Here is a 15,056-nt window from a genome sequence, read left to right as displayed (position 1 = left end):
CTGGACGCCAGCGTTTCACGCAGACACAAACGGAAACTGAAGGGCCTATGGCGGGGGTGCGGGCATCCTTGGCCATTGGTCTGGCCAGGAGAAGACGGTCGGTGTCTGAAAGCAAGTTTACCATCCCCCACAAGATCCTTGAAGCAGCCCGTCGCCATGGCGATGTCGAGGCTATTCGCGGCGAGGATGGCAGGCGCGTCTATTATCGCGATCTGGAAGCGCTGGTGCGCCGCGCGGCCGCCGGTTTCTGCGCCGCCGGGCTTCAGCCCGGCGATCGCGTCGCGATCTGGGCGCCCAATTCGATCGAATGGATCATCGCCACGCTCGGCGCGCAGGCTGCCGGTGGCGCGATCGTGCCGCTCAACACGCGTCTGAAGGGGCGTGAAGCGGGCTACATCCTCAACACCTCGGGCGCCAAGCTGCTGGTCACCGTGTCGAACTTTCTGGGCATGGATTATCCCCAGATGCTCGCCAACGAGGATCTGCCGAATCTGACCGGGACCGTGCTGCTCGACGGCGAAAGCGGCGGCACCCGGTGGAACGCTTTCCTCGAGGCGGGCGACGCCGTGGATCAGGCAGAAGTCGATCGCCGCATGGACGGGATCGACGAAAACCAGATCTGCGACATCCTTTTTACCTCGGGCACCACCGGCAACCCCAAGGGTGCGGTCACCATCCACGGCCAGAATGTCCGTCTCTATATCGGCTATGGCCGCACGCTCGGCATGGGGCCGGATGATCGCTATCTGATCATCAATCCCTTCTTCCATTCCTTCGGCTACAAGGCCGGCTGGCTCGCGGCGATGCTCGCGGGTGCCACCGTGCTGCCGCACGGCATGTTCGATCCGAACGGCGTGCTTGAGCGGATCGAGAAGGAAAAGGTCACGATCCTTCCCGGGCCGCCGACCATCTATCAGAGCCTGCTCGCCGCCGATTACACCGCGCGCGACATTTCGTCGCTGCGTCTGTCGATGACGGGGGCCGCCTCGGTGCCTGTCACGCTCATCCACGAAATGTGGGAAAAGCTGGGCATCGATCTGGTGGTCACCGCTTATGGTCTCACCGAAACCTGCGGCACGGTCACCATGTGCCGCGCCGATGACGATGCCGAAACCATCGCCAACACCGCAGGCCGCGCGGTCGACGGCGTCGAGGTGAAACTGGTCGACGGTGAAGGCAACACTGTCCCCACCGGCGAGGCAGGCGAGCTGCTTGTACGCGGCGACAATGTCATGCAGGGCTATTTCAATGATGCTGCCGCCACCGAGGCGGCGATCGACGCCGATGGCTGGCTGCGCACTGGCGATATCGCGGTGCAGGATGCGCGCGGCAATGTGAAGATCACCGACCGCGCGAAGGACATCTTCATCGTCGGCGGCTTCAACGCCTATCCGGCCGAGATCGAAGGCCTGCTCGCCGCCAATCCGGTGGTCATGCAGTCGGCGGTCATCGGTGTTCCTGATGAGCGCCTTGGCGAAGTGCCCAAGGCCTATGTCGTTCTGCGCCCCGGCGCATCGGCCACCCCGGCAGAGATCATCGCCTGGTGCCGTGAGAATATGGCGAACTACAAGGTGCCGCGTCAGGTCGAAATCCGCGAGGCGCTGCCCCTCAACGCCTCGGGCAAGGTGCAGAAATTCATGCTGCGCGATGAAAACGCCGGCTGATACGATCCGTTAAGGAATTTGTCGCTCAATAAGGGCTTCCGGTCGCGCAGACCGGAAGCCCTTATTGCAAGATCGCCTTGCGCATTATTCACTGGCCATGAAGCCTGGGAAAGTGCGGGGATGATGAAAGTCTATCACACCACGCGGGCAGCCTTTCAGACTGCGCCGATCAGCCTGAGCAAGTGGAAGACGGTGATCGCCGCGCACGAAAACGCGCTGGCTGACCTGCGTGGCTTCGAATTCGAATTTCTCAATCCCGCGCAGCGTGCCTTTGCTGCCGTTCGCGCCAAATGGCCGGGGGAATCGCAGCTCAAGGAAGGTTCGCTCGCGCAGATCCAGATGCACAAGGCGCTGGCGGCGCTCGAACCCGTGCGCAAACGGCACGAGGATCTGATCGATGCGGTCAACCGCGCGGTCGATGAAATGCTCGAAACCCCGGCACCCTCCATGGCCGCCATGGCGCTCAAGCTGCGGACCGTCGTCCAATCCGACTGCAAGGGGCATCACAGCGCCGACGATGTCCTGCGCATCCTGCAAGGTGACGCACAGCGCCTCAGCGGCGGAGAAGGCCTCTAAGCGGCGCTGGAGCGGCTCGGCATGCCCACCGCACGACCGACAGGCAGGTCCGCCCTGGCTGCGTCCGCGCTTTTGCTGAGCGTCTGCAGTCGGTTTCTGAGCGCCTCGGGTAAAGGCGCCACGCGCCTTGCGGTCAGGTCGATATGGAGGTCCAGCTGCTCGGCAAAGGCCGCGCGGTAGCCTTCGTCGAGGTTGAGCAGTTCGTGCGCGAAATGCAGGCGTTTCTCGTCCACCGCCAGCAGCCAGGATCGTACCCCGATCCGTGCGCCTTTGCGCAGTTCGCGCTCATAGATCAGATGGCTTTCGGCGACGACCTTGCCGCAAGCTGTGGCGGCGACATAGTCGTCGCCCAGCCCGATATATGTGGTCAGCAGCGCATGCGCCTCATAGATCACATCGCTGTAAAAGCGCGCGTTCATATGATCGTTGACGTCGATCCACTGCGCACCGACGATGGTTTCATATTGCTGGAACGGCAGGGAGGTCAGCACCATGGCATCGAACTCATATGAGGCGCCGGGCTGTAAGGGGATGGGCGCCGTGGCCCCGTGTTCGGCCGAATGGCCCGGCGTGGATACGCCGGGCCATCTGATATCAGGCCGGGAAATAGCGGCTGATCGTGTCGACCACGCAGGCGGGCTTTTCTACGCCTTCGATCTCGATCGTCACGCGAACGACGGATTGGATGCCGCCCTTCATTTCTTCCGCCTTCACCAGTTCACCGACGCCGCGGATGCGGCTGCCCGAACGAACCGGGTTCATGAAGCGCAGCCGGTCGACGCCGACATTCACGCCCATCGAAATGCCCTGCACATCGATCATCTCGGGCAGGAAGCGGTTGACAAGGCTCATGGTCAGATAGCCATGCGCAATCGTGCCGCCGAACGGGCCGTCCTTGGCCTTGGCCGGGTCGACATGGATCCACTGGTGATCGTCGGTCGCCTGCGCGAACTGGTCGATCCGGTCCTGCTCGATCGCAACCCATTCGGTCGGGCCGAACGTCTCGCCGACAGCGCCCAGCAGTTCGCCGGGCGTTGCGAAGACGCGCACGCTCATGCCTGCTGGCTCGATACGGAGACGACTTCGCCGGTCATGTAGGTGGAAAGTTCGCTGGCGAGGAACAGCATCACGTTCGCGACTTCCCAGGGCTCTGCGTAGCGGCCAAAGGCTTCCTTCTCGGTCAACTCTTCGAGCAGGCCCGGCGGGGTTACCTTCGACAGCGATGCGTGCATGGCAAGGCTGGGCGAAACCGCGTTGATGCGCACGCCGTGCTCGGCGGCTTCCAGCGCCGAACAGCGCGTGAACGCCATCACGCCTGCCTTGGCGGCGGCATAGTGCGCCTGCAGTTTCTGCGCGCGCCAGCCGAGGACCGAGGCGTTGTTGACGATCGCGCCCTTCTGGCGTTCGTACATGTGCGGCAGCATCGCGCGCGTCATGCGGAACACGCTGGTCAGCGTGACGTCGAGCACCTTGTGCCACTGGTCATCGGTCATTTCGACGACGGGTGCGGCGCCGCCAAGGCCGGCATTGTTGATCAGCACATCGACATGGCCCATGTCCTTGATCGCGGTGGCGACCAGCGTCTGGACCTGTTCCTCGTTGGTGACATCGCACACCAGCGTGCCGGGACGCGCGAAGCCGAGGCTCGCGATCCGGTCTGCGGTTTCGCCAAGGCGGCGTTCATGCATGTCGGACAGGAAAAGCGTGGCGCCTTCCTCGGCTGCGCGCTGCGCCACCGCACCACCGATGCCGCTGCCGGCGGCGGCGGTGATCAGGATGGTCTTGCCCTTCAGCAGGCCGGTCGGGGTGGTATATTCGGGGGCCGGTCTCGGCACGGTCAGTCTCCCTTGTCTTATTTCAGGTCACCGCGCGGTTCGCGCGGCAGGCCAAGCGCACGCTCGGCGATGATGTTGCGCTGAATCTCGTTGGTGCCGCCATAGATCGTGTCGGCGCGGCTATAGAGAAACAGATTGGGCAGGGCGGGGAAGGCATAGTCCTCACCCGTCACGGTTTCACCGGCGATACCAAGCACATCCATCGCCAGCTCACCCAGATCGCGGCGCCAGCTGGCCCATTGGATCTTGTAGGTCAGCGCCGACGGGTTGAGGTTGCCGCCTTCCGCATCGGTCAGCATCCGCAGCGCGCCGTAACGCATCAGCTTCAGTCCGATCTCGGCGTGCGCGATGCGCTGGCGGATGACGGGATTGCGTGCCTGGCCGTTGCGGCGCGCGGCGTCGATCACCGCGTCCAGCTCGTTGCGGAAGCCCATTTGCTGCGCCAGCGTCGAAACACCGCGTTCAAAGCCGAGCAGCCCCATCGCCACCTTCCAGCCGTCGCCCGGCTGGCCAAGAATATTCTCAGCCTTGGTGCGTGCGCCGTCGAAGAAAGTTTCGTTGAACTCTGCCTCGCCGGTGATCTGGTGGATCGGGCGCACTTCAACGCCCGGCTGATCGACGGGAACGAGCAGGAACGAGAGGCCCTTGGGGCCCTTCGAGCCTTCTTCGCTGCGCGCCACGACGAAGATCCAGTTCGAAAACTGGGCCAGGCTGGTCCAGACCTTCTGGCCTTCGACCACCCATTCATCGCCTTCGCGCCAGGCCTTGGTGCGCACATTGGCAAGGTCCGACCCGGCATTGGGTTCGGAATAGCCCTGGCACCAGATTTCCTCGCCCTTGGCGATGGCGGGAAGGAAACGGGCCTTTTGCTCATCGGTGCCAAAAGCAAGGATGGTGGGGCCAGCCAGTTCGATACCGATATGGTTCAGGCGGGGCGGGGCGCCCGCGCGCGCATATTCTTCGGCAAAGATCACCTGCTCGGCCAGCGTCGCATCGCGGCCGCCATAGGCCTTGGGCCAGCCCACGCAGCTCCAGCCGGCTTCGCCGAGGCGCTTTTCCCAATCGCGGCGGCGTTCGGGGTGCTCGGTCAGGCTGGTCACGCCCTTCACATCGGCGAAGGGGCCGTTCAGCTCGGCCTGCAGCCACGCGGCGGCTTCGGCGCGAAAGGCTTCTTCTTCAGGGGAAAATCCCAGTTTCATGCAGCTTCGTCCAATCCGGTGAGCTTCGCCACTTCTTCGCGGTGCCAGTCGGGCGTGCCGAGCAGGCTCGCATTGCTGCGGGCGCGCTTGAAATAAAGATGCGCGTCATGTTCCCAGGTGAAGCCGATCCCGCCGTGCAGCTGGATCATCTCGCCCGCGCATTTCTGATAGGTGTCGCATGCAAAGGCCTTGGCGGCATGCACGGCCATTGCGGCCTCGTCCGAGCCTTCGTCCATCGCGCAAGCAGCCCAGTAAACCGCTGAGCGCGACTGCTCGATTTCCACCATCATGTCGGCCAGCCGGTGCTTTACAGCCTGGAAGCTGCCGATCACGCGGCCGAACTGAACGCGCTCCTGTGCATAGGCGACGGTGCGTTCAAGGCACGCCTGCGCACCACCCAGCGAATCCGCCGCGATCATCAGGCAGCCCGCGGAAAGCGCGGCCTTCAGGCCTGCATCGCCATCGGCAAGCGCTTCGGCGGCAACACCGCCAAAATCCAGCCGGGCATAGGGGCGCGTCTGGTCCATGGTGGTGAGCGGGGTGACGCTCAGCCCCGGCGCGCTGCGTTCGACGATCGCGACGCCGTTATGCGCGGCCACCACGTACAGGTCGGCGCGTGCGCCGTGCGGCACATGCAGTGCCGCGCCGGTGAGCATCCCGTCGCCCAGCGTTGCGCCGGGCGTGTCTTCGGCATTGGCGATCGCAAAGCTTGCGATCAGCTCGCCCGAGGCCAGCTTGGGCAACCAGCGCTGCTTCTGCGCTTCCGATCCGCCCGCCTGGATCGCCGATGCGGCAAGCCCAAGGCTGGACAGGAAGGGAAGGGTGGCGGTGTTCCGGCCGGCTTCTTCTGCAAGAATGGCCAGCTCGACCATGCCGAGCCCAACCCCGCCAAAGCTTTCGGACACCGCGACGCCGGCAAGGCCCAGCTCCTGCGTGAACGCGCCCCAAAGGGCATCGTCCACACCGGTCTTGGCCATTGCCGCGCGCGTGCGCTCGCTTGTGGCGTTTTCAGCGAAGAACGCCTTCGCCGTTTCGGCGATCATCGCCTGTTCTTCGGTGAAGGCGAACCGCATCTCAGCTGCCCCAGACTTTACGGGGAGCCTTGCGATCGGCCATCAGCTTGTCGACCGCCGCGCCCACTTCGGACGGCGCCCACTTCGCCTGCTTGTCTACCGTGGCACCCAGGTCCCAACCGTCTTCGAGCGTGATCCGGCCGCCTTCGAGTTCGAAGACGCAGCCCGTCACGTTGCGCGACTGTGCCGAGCCCAGATAGACGACGGTCGGCGCGATATTGTCCGGATCCTGCACGTCGAAACCGCTTTCGACGGCGGCCATCTTGTCGGCAAAGGCGCCTTCGGTCATGCGCGTGCGCGCCGCGGGGGCCAGCGCGTTGGCGGTGATGCCATAGCGGCCGAGTTCGGCGGCCTGAACCAGCGTCAGCGCGGCGATGCCGCCCTTTGCGGTCGAATAGGCTGCCTGCGCGATCGAGCCCTGAAGGCCGGCACCGCTGGTGGTGTTGATGATGCGCGCATCGACGGCCTTGCCCGCCTTTTGCTGCGCGCGCCAGTAATCCACCGCATGGCGGCTGACGCAGAAATGGCCGCGCAGATGGACGTGCATCGTCGCATCCCATTCCTCAAGCGTCGCCGACACGAACATGCGGTCGCGCACGATGCCGGCATTGTTCACGACGACGTGCAGGTCGCCAAATGCCTCGACGGCGGCGTCCACGATGCGCTTGGCGGCATCCCAGTCGGTGATGTCTTCGTAATTGGCGATGGCGTTGCCGCCGGCTGCCTTGATTTCGGCCACCACGCCGTCGGCGGCGGAGGTGTCGCGGCCTTCACCCGACAGGCTGGTGCCGATGTCGTTGACGACGACATTGGCGCCCTCGGCCGCGAATGCCAGCGCGTAGGAGCGGCCAAGGCCGCGCGCCGCGCCGGTGATGATGACGGTACGTCCGTCGCAAATACCCATGGAAATCCCTCTCGTCTCTGGTCGTCCGGTCGCTGCCGCGTCCGTCAGGAAAGTCGTTCGATGATGGTGACGTTGGCCTGGCCGCCGCCTTCGCACATCGTCTGCAGGCCGAAACGGCCGCCGGTGCGCTCAAGCGCGCCGAGCAGCGTCGTCATCAGGCGTGCGCCAGTTGCGCCGATGGGGTGGCCCAGCGCGATCGCGCCGCCCTGCACGTTCACCTTTTCGTGCGGGATGCCCAGTTCCTGCATCCACGCCATGGTGACCGAGGCGAAGGCTTCGTTGCATTCGAACAGGTCGATGTCGTCGATCGTCATGCCTGCCTTTTCCAGCGCGTACTTGGTCGCGGGGATCGGGCCGGTGAGCATCCAGATCGGGTTGTCGGCGCGAACCGACAGGTGATGGATGCGGGCGCGGGGCTTCAGGCCATGCGCCTTTACCGCGGCTTCGCTAGCAATGAGGATTGCGGCGGCGCCGTCGCAGTTCTGGCTGGCGATACCGGCGGTGATCACGCCGCCTTCGTTCACCGTCTTCAGCGTGGCAAGGCCCTCGGGCGTGGTCGTCGGGCGAACGGTTTCGTCCTGCTCAAGGCCTTCGAGCGGTGCGATCTCGTTCTTGAACCAGCCATTGTCGATCGCGGCCTGTGCGCGGCGGTGCGATTCCGTCGCGAACAGTTCCATCGCCTCGCGGCTCAGGTTCCACTTGTTGGCGATCATCTCGGCCGATTTGATCTGGTTGATCTCTTCGGTGCCGTAACGCGCGTCCCAGCCCTTGGCGCCGATGAACGGGCTGTCGAAGCCATAAGGCTGACCGGCGAACATCGCGGCCGAGATCGGGATCGCGTTCATCGCCTGGCTGCCGCCGGCAACCACCAGATCCTGCGTTCCGCTCATCACGCCCTGAGCCGCGAAGTGCACGGCCTGCTGCGACGAACCGCACTGGCGGTCGATCGTCGTGCCGGGAACATGCTCGGGCAGGCCGGCGACCAGCCATGCGGTGCGGCCGATATCGCCCGCCTGCGGGCCAATCGTGTCGCAGCAGCCCCAGACGACGTCGTCGACCAGATTGGGGTCGATGCCGGTGCGCTCGATCAGCGCCTTGATCGGGTGTGCGGCCAGATCGGCGGGGTGAACCTGGGCAAGGCTGCCCTTCTTGCGGCCGATCGGGGTGCGGACGGCGTCGATGATATAGGCTTCAGCCATTTCGTCTTTTCCTTATGCGAAGCTGTGGCCGGGGCCGATCGGAAGGCTTCCGCCAATCACGGCGGCGTCGATGCGGCGGAGATGGAAGGTGCGGTCGCCCCAGGCGCCGCCAAGCGCCCATGCGCGCTTCATCCAGAAGTGGAGATCCACTTCATAGGTGTAGCCCATGGCGCCGTGCACCTGGATCGCGGTCTCGCCGGTTGCCCAGGCGGCGTCGGTTGCGGCTACCTTGGCGTGGCTCACATGGACGGCGGCGTTGGGATTGCCCTCGGCCAGCGCGATTGCGGCGCGCTGCAGCACGGGCTTGGCGAATTCGATCTTCACCACGGCGCTGGCCAGGTGGTGCTTTACCGCCTGGAAGCTGCCGATGGGCTGGCCGAACTGATTGCGGTTCTTCGCATATTCGGTCGCCTGCGCCAGCATCGCGTCGGCGGTGCCGACCAGCTGGGCTGCCGAAATCAGCGCGGCATGGTTCAGCAGATCGTCTGCCTTGCCGGCGGGGGTGCCATCGGCGTCGACCGGCGCATAGATCCGGCGGAGCGGATCGACGCTATCGAGCGGGGTGGCATCGCCGGCAAAGGGGGCCACGACCAGATCGTCGCCCTTGGCGGCGAGCAGGTGGCTTGCACCCTTCAGATCGGCAACCCACAAATTGGCGGGGTGCTGCAGCGCCACCTTGGCTTCGCCCGTGGCGATCGCCTGCAGCAGATCGTCATGGTCACCGGCCTTGGCGAGCACGGGGGCAGCGACCAGCGCGGTATCGGCCAGCGGCTCGGCAACGCCTGCGCGGCCGAGTTCGGCTGCGATCAGTGCGGCGTCGAGCAGCGAGAGGCCAAGGCCGCCCTGTGCTTCGGGAACGAGCAGGCCGGGCAGGCCCATTTCGACAAGGCCCTGCCAGACGGCATCGGAACGGCGGCTTTCGCTCGCATCGAGCGCGCGGAGCTGCTCGGGGCCGTGGACCCCGGTCAGATAGTCGCGCACGGATTCGGTGAGCGTCAGCTGGTCTTCGGAAAGCGTGAAATCCATGGCCGGATTACCTCGGCAGGCCGAGCAGACGCTCGGCGATGATGTTGCGCTGGATCTCGTTGGAGCCGGCATAGATCGGGCCCGACAGCGAGAAGATATAGCCTTCGAGCCAGGTGTTGAGCGAACCGCAGGGGAAATGACGCATTTCCGCGGCGGCACCCAAAAGCTGCATCGCCGTGCGGTGTGCCGCGCGGTCCAGCTCCGACCAGAAGATCTTGTTCAGGCTCGCCTCGGCGCCGATATGGCCGCCGGCGATAATCTTCGATGCGACGGCATAGGTGTTGTACGCATAGGCCTGCGCATCCATCCATGCCTGCATCACCTGCTCGCGTGCGGCCGGGGATGCCTTGTCCTCATGCTCGCGGAACAGCTTGACGAGGCGTTCGGCCGCCGCCTGGAAGCGGGCAGGCGAACGCAGCATCAGGCCGCGTTCGAAACCGGCGGTTGCCATCGCGACGTTCCAGCCTTCGCCTTCGCCCGCGATGCGGTTTTCCACCGGCACGCGCACTTCGTCGAAGAACAGTTCGGCAAAGCCCGGATCGCCGTGGAGCTGGCGGATCGGGCGGCGCGTCACGCCGGGGGCGTTGAGGTCGAACAGGATGAAGCTCAGGCCCTTGTGGCGCTTCGACTCCGCATCGGTGCGGAACAGGCCGAAGCCCCAGTCGGCAAAGCTTGCGCGGCTGGACCAGGTCTTCTGGCCGGTGAGCACATAATGGTCACCGTCGCGCACGGCCTTCGAGGTGATCGCCGCCATGTCGGAACCGGCATTGGGTTCGGACCAGGCCTGCGCCCACATCACTTCGCCCTTCGCCATCGGCGTCAGGAAACGGGCCTTCTGCTCGTCGGTGCCGAATTCCATGATCGTCGGGCCGAGAAGGAAGATACCGTTCTGGTTGGCGCGCAGCGGCGCGCCCGCACGGTAATATTCCTCTTCGAAGATCAGCCACTGGATCAGGTCCAGCCCGCGGCCGCCATAGGCTTCCGGCCAGGTGACCATGCCCCAGTTGCCGCTGGCGAGTTTGTGCTCCCATTCGACATGCTGGTGATAACCCTCTTCACGCTCCAGCGTGACGAGCGGTTCCTTGGGCACATTCGCTTCCATCCATGCGCGGACTTCGGCGCGAAAGGCCTGTTGTTCGGGGGTGTAGTTGAGTTCCATCAGAAGCTGGCCGCCTTGCCGGTTTCGACGAACGCGTCGCGCGACTTCTGGCTGTCTTCGTGCATGTACATTTCGAGCGTGAAGCCCTGCTCGAAGCGGTAGCCATGGTCGACATCGCGCGGCTCGAGGCCGTTCAGCGCTTCCTTGGCGATCACCAGCGCCTTGCGCGACTTGCTGGCGATGATGCTGGCAAAGGCGCGGGCCTCTTCTTCCAGCGTTTCGCGCGGGACAACCTTTTCAACCGCGCCAAGGCGGTAGGCTTCCTGTGCGGGGATGTTGCCGCCGGTGAAAAAGGCTGCGCGCACCTTGTGGAGCGGCAGCATGCGCGACATGTGCGATGCGCCGCCCATGGCGCCGCGATCGATCTCGGGAAGCGAGAAATAGGCGTCGTCCGAGGCGATGATCGTGTCCGATGCACCGCAGATGCCGATGCCGCCGCCGATCACGAACTTGTGCACGGCGGTCACCACGGGAACTTCGCAGTCGCGCACGGCCTTGAACGTCAGGTAGTTGCCGCGGTTGAGGAGCGTGATGCGCTCCGGATGCGCCTGCATTTCCTTGATGTCGACGCCGCCACAGAAACCACGGCCTTCGGCGCGGATGAGGACAACGTGCACCTCGGGGTTGCTGCCGGCTTCCTTGATGATCGCGGGCAGGCTGTTCCAGGTGGTGCTGTCGAACGCGTTGACCGGCGGTACGTCGAAGACGATTTCCGCGATACGGTCCTTGATTACGGTATGGATCGGCATGGTCAGACCGTTTCCGTTGCTTGAGTGGGGCAGAGCGCGCCGATGCGGGCCCGTGCTTCGGTTTCGATTTTGCTGAGCAGTTCGGCACAGCTCGGCAGTTCGTTCAGTCGGCCGGCAACAAGGCCGGTGGCCATCAGGCCGTGTTCGGGATCGCCGTCCACAACCGCCTTCTGGATCAGCATGGGGGCCGAAGCCGCCATCATCGCTTGCGGCAGGGTCAACCCGCCATGGCTGGTCATGCCCTTGGCCGCCTGAAACAGTTCGCCGAACGAGGCGCCGGTCTGGCGCTTCATCTGCAAACCGCTTTCGATCGCGCGGCGCCAGATGCCAATGCCGGTCGAGCGTTCGATCCGGTCGAGCAGGCTGTTGCGGATCATCCGCTGCGGCATGCCGTCCACCTTGGTCGATACCAGGATGTCGTCGGTGCCGGCCTTGACGTAGCGCGCCTTGGTGGCGTCGGGGATGGGGCTTTCGCGGGTCATCAGGAAACGGGTGCCCATAGCGATGCCCTGCGCGCCAAAGGCGAGCGCTGCGGCGAGGCCGCGTCCATCGCCAAAGCCACCAGCGGCCACCACGGGAACGTTCACTGCGTCCAGAACCTGCGGCAGCAGCACGGTCGAGGCCACCGAACCGGTGTGCCCACCGCCTTCGCCGCCCTGCACGGTCACCATATCGACGCCCAGCTGCACCATCTTCTGTGCGTGCTTCACCGCGCCCACGGTGGGGATGCAGAGGATGCCGGCATCCTTGAAGCGGCCGATCATCTTGGCATCCGGGCCGCGGCCGAAGCTGACGGCACGAACCTGATCGCGGTGCTTCAGGATGATCTCGACGATCTCTGCGGCACCGGGCTGGAACATGTGGAAATTGACGCCGAAGGCATGGCGCGTGCCGGCCTTCACCTGCTTGATCGCGTTTTCCAGTTCGGCGGGCTGCATCACTGCGCCTGCGAGGAAGCCGAATGCACCGGCTTCGCTCGATGCGATCACCAGTTGCGGCGTGGCGACCCAGCCCATCGCGGTCTGGATCACGGGCAGGCGGCAGCCCAGCCGCTCGGTCAGAATTGTCTTGAGCGGATCGGCCATCAGTTGTCGCCCGCCTCGCGCTTGTTGGCAGCCGCCATCGACTTGCCGGTCAGGCCGGCCAGGCTGTTGCCGGTCACCAGATCGTTCTGCGCATGCGCAAAGTGATGCATGTGGAAAACCGCATCCATCGCCGTGCGCTTGCCGCGCAGGTCTTCGACATGGTTGATCGCCTGCTTGGTCAGCGACAGGCCAAGGCGCGGCATTTCCGCCAGACGCTCGGCAACCTTGCGGGCTTCGCCTTCCAGTTCGTCGCGCGTCACGACGCGGTTCACCATGCCCAGCTCATAGGCGCGCTTTGCGGGCATGCGATCGCCGAGCAGCAGGAATTCCTTGGCCACGCGCGGCGGCAGTTCGAAGGCGTGCGCGAAATATTCGACGCCCGGAATGCCCATGCGGACAACGGGGTCCTGGAAGAAGGCATCGTCCGACGCGACGATCAGGTCACAGATCCATGCCAGCATCAGGCCGCCGGCAATGCACGCGCCCTGAACCATGGCCACGGTCGGCTTGGGAATGTCGCGCCAGCGGCGGCACATGCCCAGATAGACTTCCTGCTCGCGGGTGTAGAGGAACTCCGCACCCGGCTTGTTCGTATGGTCGGGCCACAGCAGCTTGCGGTCGAACGACTTGGTAACGTCGCGACCGGGGGTGCCGATATCGTGGCCTGCCGAAAAGTGCTTGCCGATACCGGCAAGCACAATCGATTTCACATTGTCGTCGTCAACCGCCCGGCGGAACGCGTCGTCCAGCGCATAGGTCATCTGGCTGTTCTGGGCGTTGTTGAACGTCGGGCGATTCATCGTGATCCAGGCGACCCGGTTCTCCACGCGATAGAGAACAGGTTCGTCGGTTTCGTAGATGACTTCAGTCTCTTGCGGTTGAACCAGGTCGTCCATGCTCAGCTCCTACGGCCAGCGGGGTTGTCCTTGATCACGGCGGCGCGCCAGTTGTGAGGATCCATGCGCGCGATGATCGCCAGCTGTTCCTCGGTCGGGGCGGCGGTTTCCTTGATGTCCGCTGCCTTTTCGAGTTCGAAGCCGGTGGCTGCCTGCACCTCGTCGAACGTGACGCCGGGGTGGAGGGAGATCACGCGGATCGCATTGTCCTTGCCGCCGAAATCCATGACGCACAGGTCGGTCACGATCAGGCGCAGGTCGACGAAGTCGTAATTCGCGCCGGGGATCCGACGGGCGGGATTATAGCCGACGCTCGACACCATATCGACCTCGCCTTCGACGAAGACGCGTTTCGAATGGGCGGGGATGAACATCGAGTTGATGTGATAGATGGTGTTGCCCGGAAAACCGCGCGCGCCCAGCATCTGAACCTTCGGCTTGTCATAGGTGCCGCCGAGGTATGAGATGTTCATCTGACCGAAGCGGTCGATCTGGCTGGGCGAAACCATGGCGTGGCGCTTGCCCGGCCATACGGCCGCGTCGAAATAACGCGAGAAGGGCAGATAGCCTGCGGGCTTGCGATCGTCATAGCCGCGCGGCCCCAGCGGAACGGGATCTTCGACCAGATAGGCTTCGCCATCGGTCATCATCAGTTCGGGGGTGTGCGAAACCTTTGCAAGCGATGCCGCGACGCGGGGCACGGTGCCGATGCCGGTCGCGACAACTTCGCCGTTACCGCGCCAGGCTTCCGCCGAGGCAACGATCAGGAGTTCTGCAAGAGTGAAATCGGGTTGGCTGGTCATATCGTCCGCCTTAGAAAATCGGAAGGGGAAGGCTGGCGATGGCGTCCTTGCCGCCGACGCTCTCGATGTAGTGCGCTTCGTCCGCACCGATGGTCTGGGCCATGTAATTGTCCCAGCCGCCTTCTTCCTTGGCGCTCGCGGTATAGACCTTGAAGTGCTTCATATCCCAGCCATAGGCGGGCGGGAACGACGTCGGGTGCGCGCCGAAGGGCGAGTGGACGACGGCGTGGATGAAGCAACGCTCGACGATGTTCGCCTTCACGTCTTCGGGGTAGCTATGGTCCATGCGGTCCACGACTTCCTCGGCCGAAACGAAGGTCTTGTCGGCTGCGCGCGCGAACCATTCGTCATAATAGGTGTCGGGCCCAAGCGCCTGGATGTTGCCGAGGCGGTCGGCGCGGTGAACATGGATCAGCGCCGCGTCGAGCTTGATCGCGGGCATCGCGATCAGCGTTTCGCCGTCTTCATAGGGCGACTGGACGGTCTTGAAGCCGCCATGCGTCAGCACGTCGGTGCCAAGGCCCACATGGGTCGGCAGGAAGGGCAGGCGGAATGCCGCGGCCTTCAGGCCCCATTGCAGCATGCCTTCGTCGAGCTCGAGAATCTCGAGGCCGCCGGCTTCGCGTGCCTTGCGGAAATAGGGCTCCAGCGGAATCGCATCGAGCGAGACGAAGCCGAAAATCGCCTTCTTCACCTTGCCCGCTGCGCACAGCATGCCGATATCGGCACCGCCATAAGCGACCACGGTCAGATCCTTCAGATCCGAACGCAGGATGGCGCGGATAAGGGCCATCGGCTTGCGACGCGGACCCCAGCCGCCAATACCGATCGTCATCCCGCTCTTCAGCGAGGCGACGAACTGCTCGACCGTAATTTCCTTGTTCAATC

At 64.4% G+C, this 15,056-nt stretch carries 16 protein-coding genes; 2 read left to right on the top strand and 14 right to left on the bottom strand.

All coding sequences use genetic code 11. The features are described 5' to 3' along the window. Positions 1-101 precede the first annotated feature (101 nt). Positions 102-1,664, top strand: coding sequence for a FadD3 family acyl-CoA ligase (locus tag QYC26_RS04295; RefSeq protein ID WP_317514160.1), 1,563 nt, complete (start codon positions 102-104; stop codon positions 1,662-1,664). Between the two features lie 120 nt (positions 1,665-1,784). Continuing rightward, on the top strand, positions 1,785-2,240 hold the full coding sequence (locus QYC26_RS04290) for a hypothetical protein (RefSeq protein ID WP_317514159.1): 456 nt from the start codon (positions 1,785-1,787) through the stop codon (positions 2,238-2,240). Here the strand turns inward: QYC26_RS04290 and QYC26_RS04285 are convergent. From QYC26_RS04285 to QYC26_RS04220, 14 genes are all read right to left on the bottom strand, one after another. Further along, complete coding sequence (locus QYC26_RS04285; RefSeq protein WP_317514158.1) at positions 2,237-2,734, bottom strand: thioesterase family protein; 498 nt, start codon at positions 2,732-2,734, stop codon at positions 2,237-2,239. The two genes, QYC26_RS04290 and QYC26_RS04285, sit on opposite strands and share 4 nt — an antisense overlap. Before the next feature lie 100 nt (positions 2,735-2,834). Then, the gene (locus tag QYC26_RS04280) at positions 2,835-3,296 is read right to left on the bottom strand and encodes a MaoC family dehydratase (RefSeq protein ID WP_317514157.1); all 462 of its coding nucleotides are present in this window, start codon (positions 3,294-3,296) and stop codon (positions 2,835-2,837) included. Further along, positions 3,293-4,075: an SDR family oxidoreductase gene (locus QYC26_RS04275; protein WP_317514156.1), complete on the bottom strand. Its 783-nt coding sequence runs from the start codon at positions 4,073-4,075 to the stop codon at positions 3,293-3,295. Before QYC26_RS04275 ends, QYC26_RS04280 begins: the two co-directional genes overlap by 4 nt. Before the next feature lie 17 nt (positions 4,076-4,092). Next, on the bottom strand, positions 4,093-5,274 hold the full coding sequence (locus tag QYC26_RS04270) for an acyl-CoA dehydrogenase family protein (protein WP_317514155.1): 1,182 nt from the start codon (positions 5,272-5,274) through the stop codon (positions 4,093-4,095). Beyond that, complete coding sequence (locus QYC26_RS04265) at positions 5,271-6,347, bottom strand: acyl-CoA dehydrogenase family protein (protein ID WP_317514154.1); 1,077 nt, start codon at positions 6,345-6,347, stop codon at positions 5,271-5,273. The genes QYC26_RS04270 and QYC26_RS04265 overlap by 4 nt, the downstream gene beginning before the upstream one ends. Position 6,348: 1 nt before the next feature. Next, positions 6,349-7,251, bottom strand: a complete 903-nt coding sequence (locus tag QYC26_RS04260) for an SDR family oxidoreductase (RefSeq protein ID WP_317514153.1) — start codon at positions 7,249-7,251, stop codon at positions 6,349-6,351. Positions 7,252-7,295: 44 nt separating this feature from the next. After that, entirely contained in the window at positions 7,296-8,450 is a 1,155-nt protein-coding gene (locus QYC26_RS04255) for an acetyl-CoA C-acetyltransferase (RefSeq protein WP_317514152.1), read from the bottom strand. A gap of 12 nt (positions 8,451-8,462) precedes the next feature. Further along, entirely contained in the window at positions 8,463-9,476 is a 1,014-nt protein-coding gene (locus QYC26_RS04250; protein WP_317514151.1) for an acyl-CoA dehydrogenase family protein, read from the bottom strand. Positions 9,477-9,483: 7 nt separating this feature from the next. Beyond that, positions 9,484-10,635 carry an acyl-CoA dehydrogenase family protein gene (locus tag QYC26_RS04245; protein WP_317514150.1) on the bottom strand — a complete coding sequence of 384 codons (1,152 nt, stop codon included), beginning with the start codon at positions 10,633-10,635 and terminating at the stop codon, positions 9,484-9,486. Continuing rightward, the gene (locus tag QYC26_RS04240; protein WP_317514149.1) at positions 10,635-11,384 is read right to left on the bottom strand and encodes an enoyl-CoA hydratase family protein; all 750 of its coding nucleotides are present in this window, start codon (positions 11,382-11,384) and stop codon (positions 10,635-10,637) included. The genes QYC26_RS04245 and QYC26_RS04240 overlap by 1 nt, the downstream gene beginning before the upstream one ends. Before the next feature lie 2 nt (positions 11,385-11,386). Further along, on the bottom strand, positions 11,387-12,469 hold the full coding sequence (locus tag QYC26_RS04235; protein ID WP_317514148.1) for a nitronate monooxygenase: 1,083 nt from the start codon (positions 12,467-12,469) through the stop codon (positions 11,387-11,389). Next, the gene (locus tag QYC26_RS04230; RefSeq protein ID WP_317514147.1) at positions 12,469-13,365 is read right to left on the bottom strand and encodes an enoyl-CoA hydratase; all 897 of its coding nucleotides are present in this window, start codon (positions 13,363-13,365) and stop codon (positions 12,469-12,471) included. Before QYC26_RS04230 ends, QYC26_RS04235 begins: the two co-directional genes overlap by 1 nt. A 2-nt stretch (positions 13,366-13,367) precedes the next feature. After that, positions 13,368-14,168: a ketoacid CoA transferase gene (locus QYC26_RS04225; RefSeq protein ID WP_317514146.1), complete on the bottom strand. Its 801-nt coding sequence runs from the start codon at positions 14,166-14,168 to the stop codon at positions 13,368-13,370. A 10-nt stretch (positions 14,169-14,178) separates the two neighbouring features. After that, positions 14,179-15,054 (bottom strand): CoA transferase subunit A, encoded by an 876-nt coding sequence (locus QYC26_RS04220; RefSeq protein WP_317514145.1) that lies wholly within the window; start codon positions 15,052-15,054, stop codon positions 14,179-14,181. Positions 15,055-15,056: the final 2 nt, after the last annotated feature.

This window comes from Sphingomonas sp. C3-2, from assembly GCF_033025475.1.
In the GTDB taxonomy this organism is placed as follows: Bacteria; Pseudomonadota; Alphaproteobacteria; order Sphingomonadales; family Sphingomonadaceae; genus Sphingobium_A.
The sequence above is the reverse complement of the archived record's forward strand: the minus strand, read 5'-3'. Positions and strand labels throughout refer to the sequence as shown.

What these genes read in the sequence shown, in the direction of transcription:
- QYC26_RS04250 (WP_317514151.1), bottom strand. Translation starts at nt 9,476, where the DNA reads ATGGATTTCACGCTTTCCGAAGACCAGCTGACGCTCACCGAATCCGTG.
- QYC26_RS04270 (WP_317514155.1), bottom strand. Translation starts at nt 5,274, where the DNA reads ATGAAACTGGGATTTTCCCCTGAAGAAGAAGCCTTTCGCGCCGAAGCC.
- QYC26_RS04285 (WP_317514158.1), bottom strand. Translation starts at nt 2,734, where the DNA reads ATGGTGCTGACCTCCCTGCCGTTCCAGCAATATGAAACCATCGTCGGT.
- QYC26_RS04230 (WP_317514147.1), bottom strand. Translation starts at nt 13,365, where the DNA reads ATGGACGACCTGGTTCAACCGCAAGAGACTGAAGTCATCTACGAAACC.
- QYC26_RS04255 (WP_317514152.1), bottom strand. Translation starts at nt 8,450, where the DNA reads ATGGCTGAAGCCTATATCATCGACGCCGTCCGCACCCCGATCGGCCGC.
- QYC26_RS04265 (WP_317514154.1), bottom strand. Translation starts at nt 6,347, where the DNA reads ATGCGGTTCGCCTTCACCGAAGAACAGGCGATGATCGCCGAAACGGCG.
- QYC26_RS04235 (WP_317514148.1), bottom strand. Translation starts at nt 12,469, where the DNA reads ATGGCCGATCCGCTCAAGACAATTCTGACCGAGCGGCTGGGCTGCCGC.
- QYC26_RS04245 (WP_317514150.1), bottom strand. Translation starts at nt 10,635, where the DNA reads ATGGAACTCAACTACACCCCCGAACAACAGGCCTTTCGCGCCGAAGTC.
- QYC26_RS04290 (WP_317514159.1), top strand. Translation starts at nt 1,785, where the DNA reads ATGATGAAAGTCTATCACACCACGCGGGCAGCCTTTCAGACTGCGCCG.
- QYC26_RS04260 (WP_317514153.1), bottom strand. Translation starts at nt 7,251, where the DNA reads ATGGGTATTTGCGACGGACGTACCGTCATCATCACCGGCGCGGCGCGC.
- QYC26_RS04240 (WP_317514149.1), bottom strand. Translation starts at nt 11,384, where the DNA reads ATGCCGATCCATACCGTAATCAAGGACCGTATCGCGGAAATCGTCTTC.
- QYC26_RS04280 (WP_317514157.1), bottom strand. Translation starts at nt 3,296, where the DNA reads ATGAGCGTGCGCGTCTTCGCAACGCCCGGCGAACTGCTGGGCGCTGTC.
- QYC26_RS04225 (WP_317514146.1), bottom strand. Translation starts at nt 14,168, where the DNA reads ATGACCAGCCAACCCGATTTCACTCTTGCAGAACTCCTGATCGTTGCC.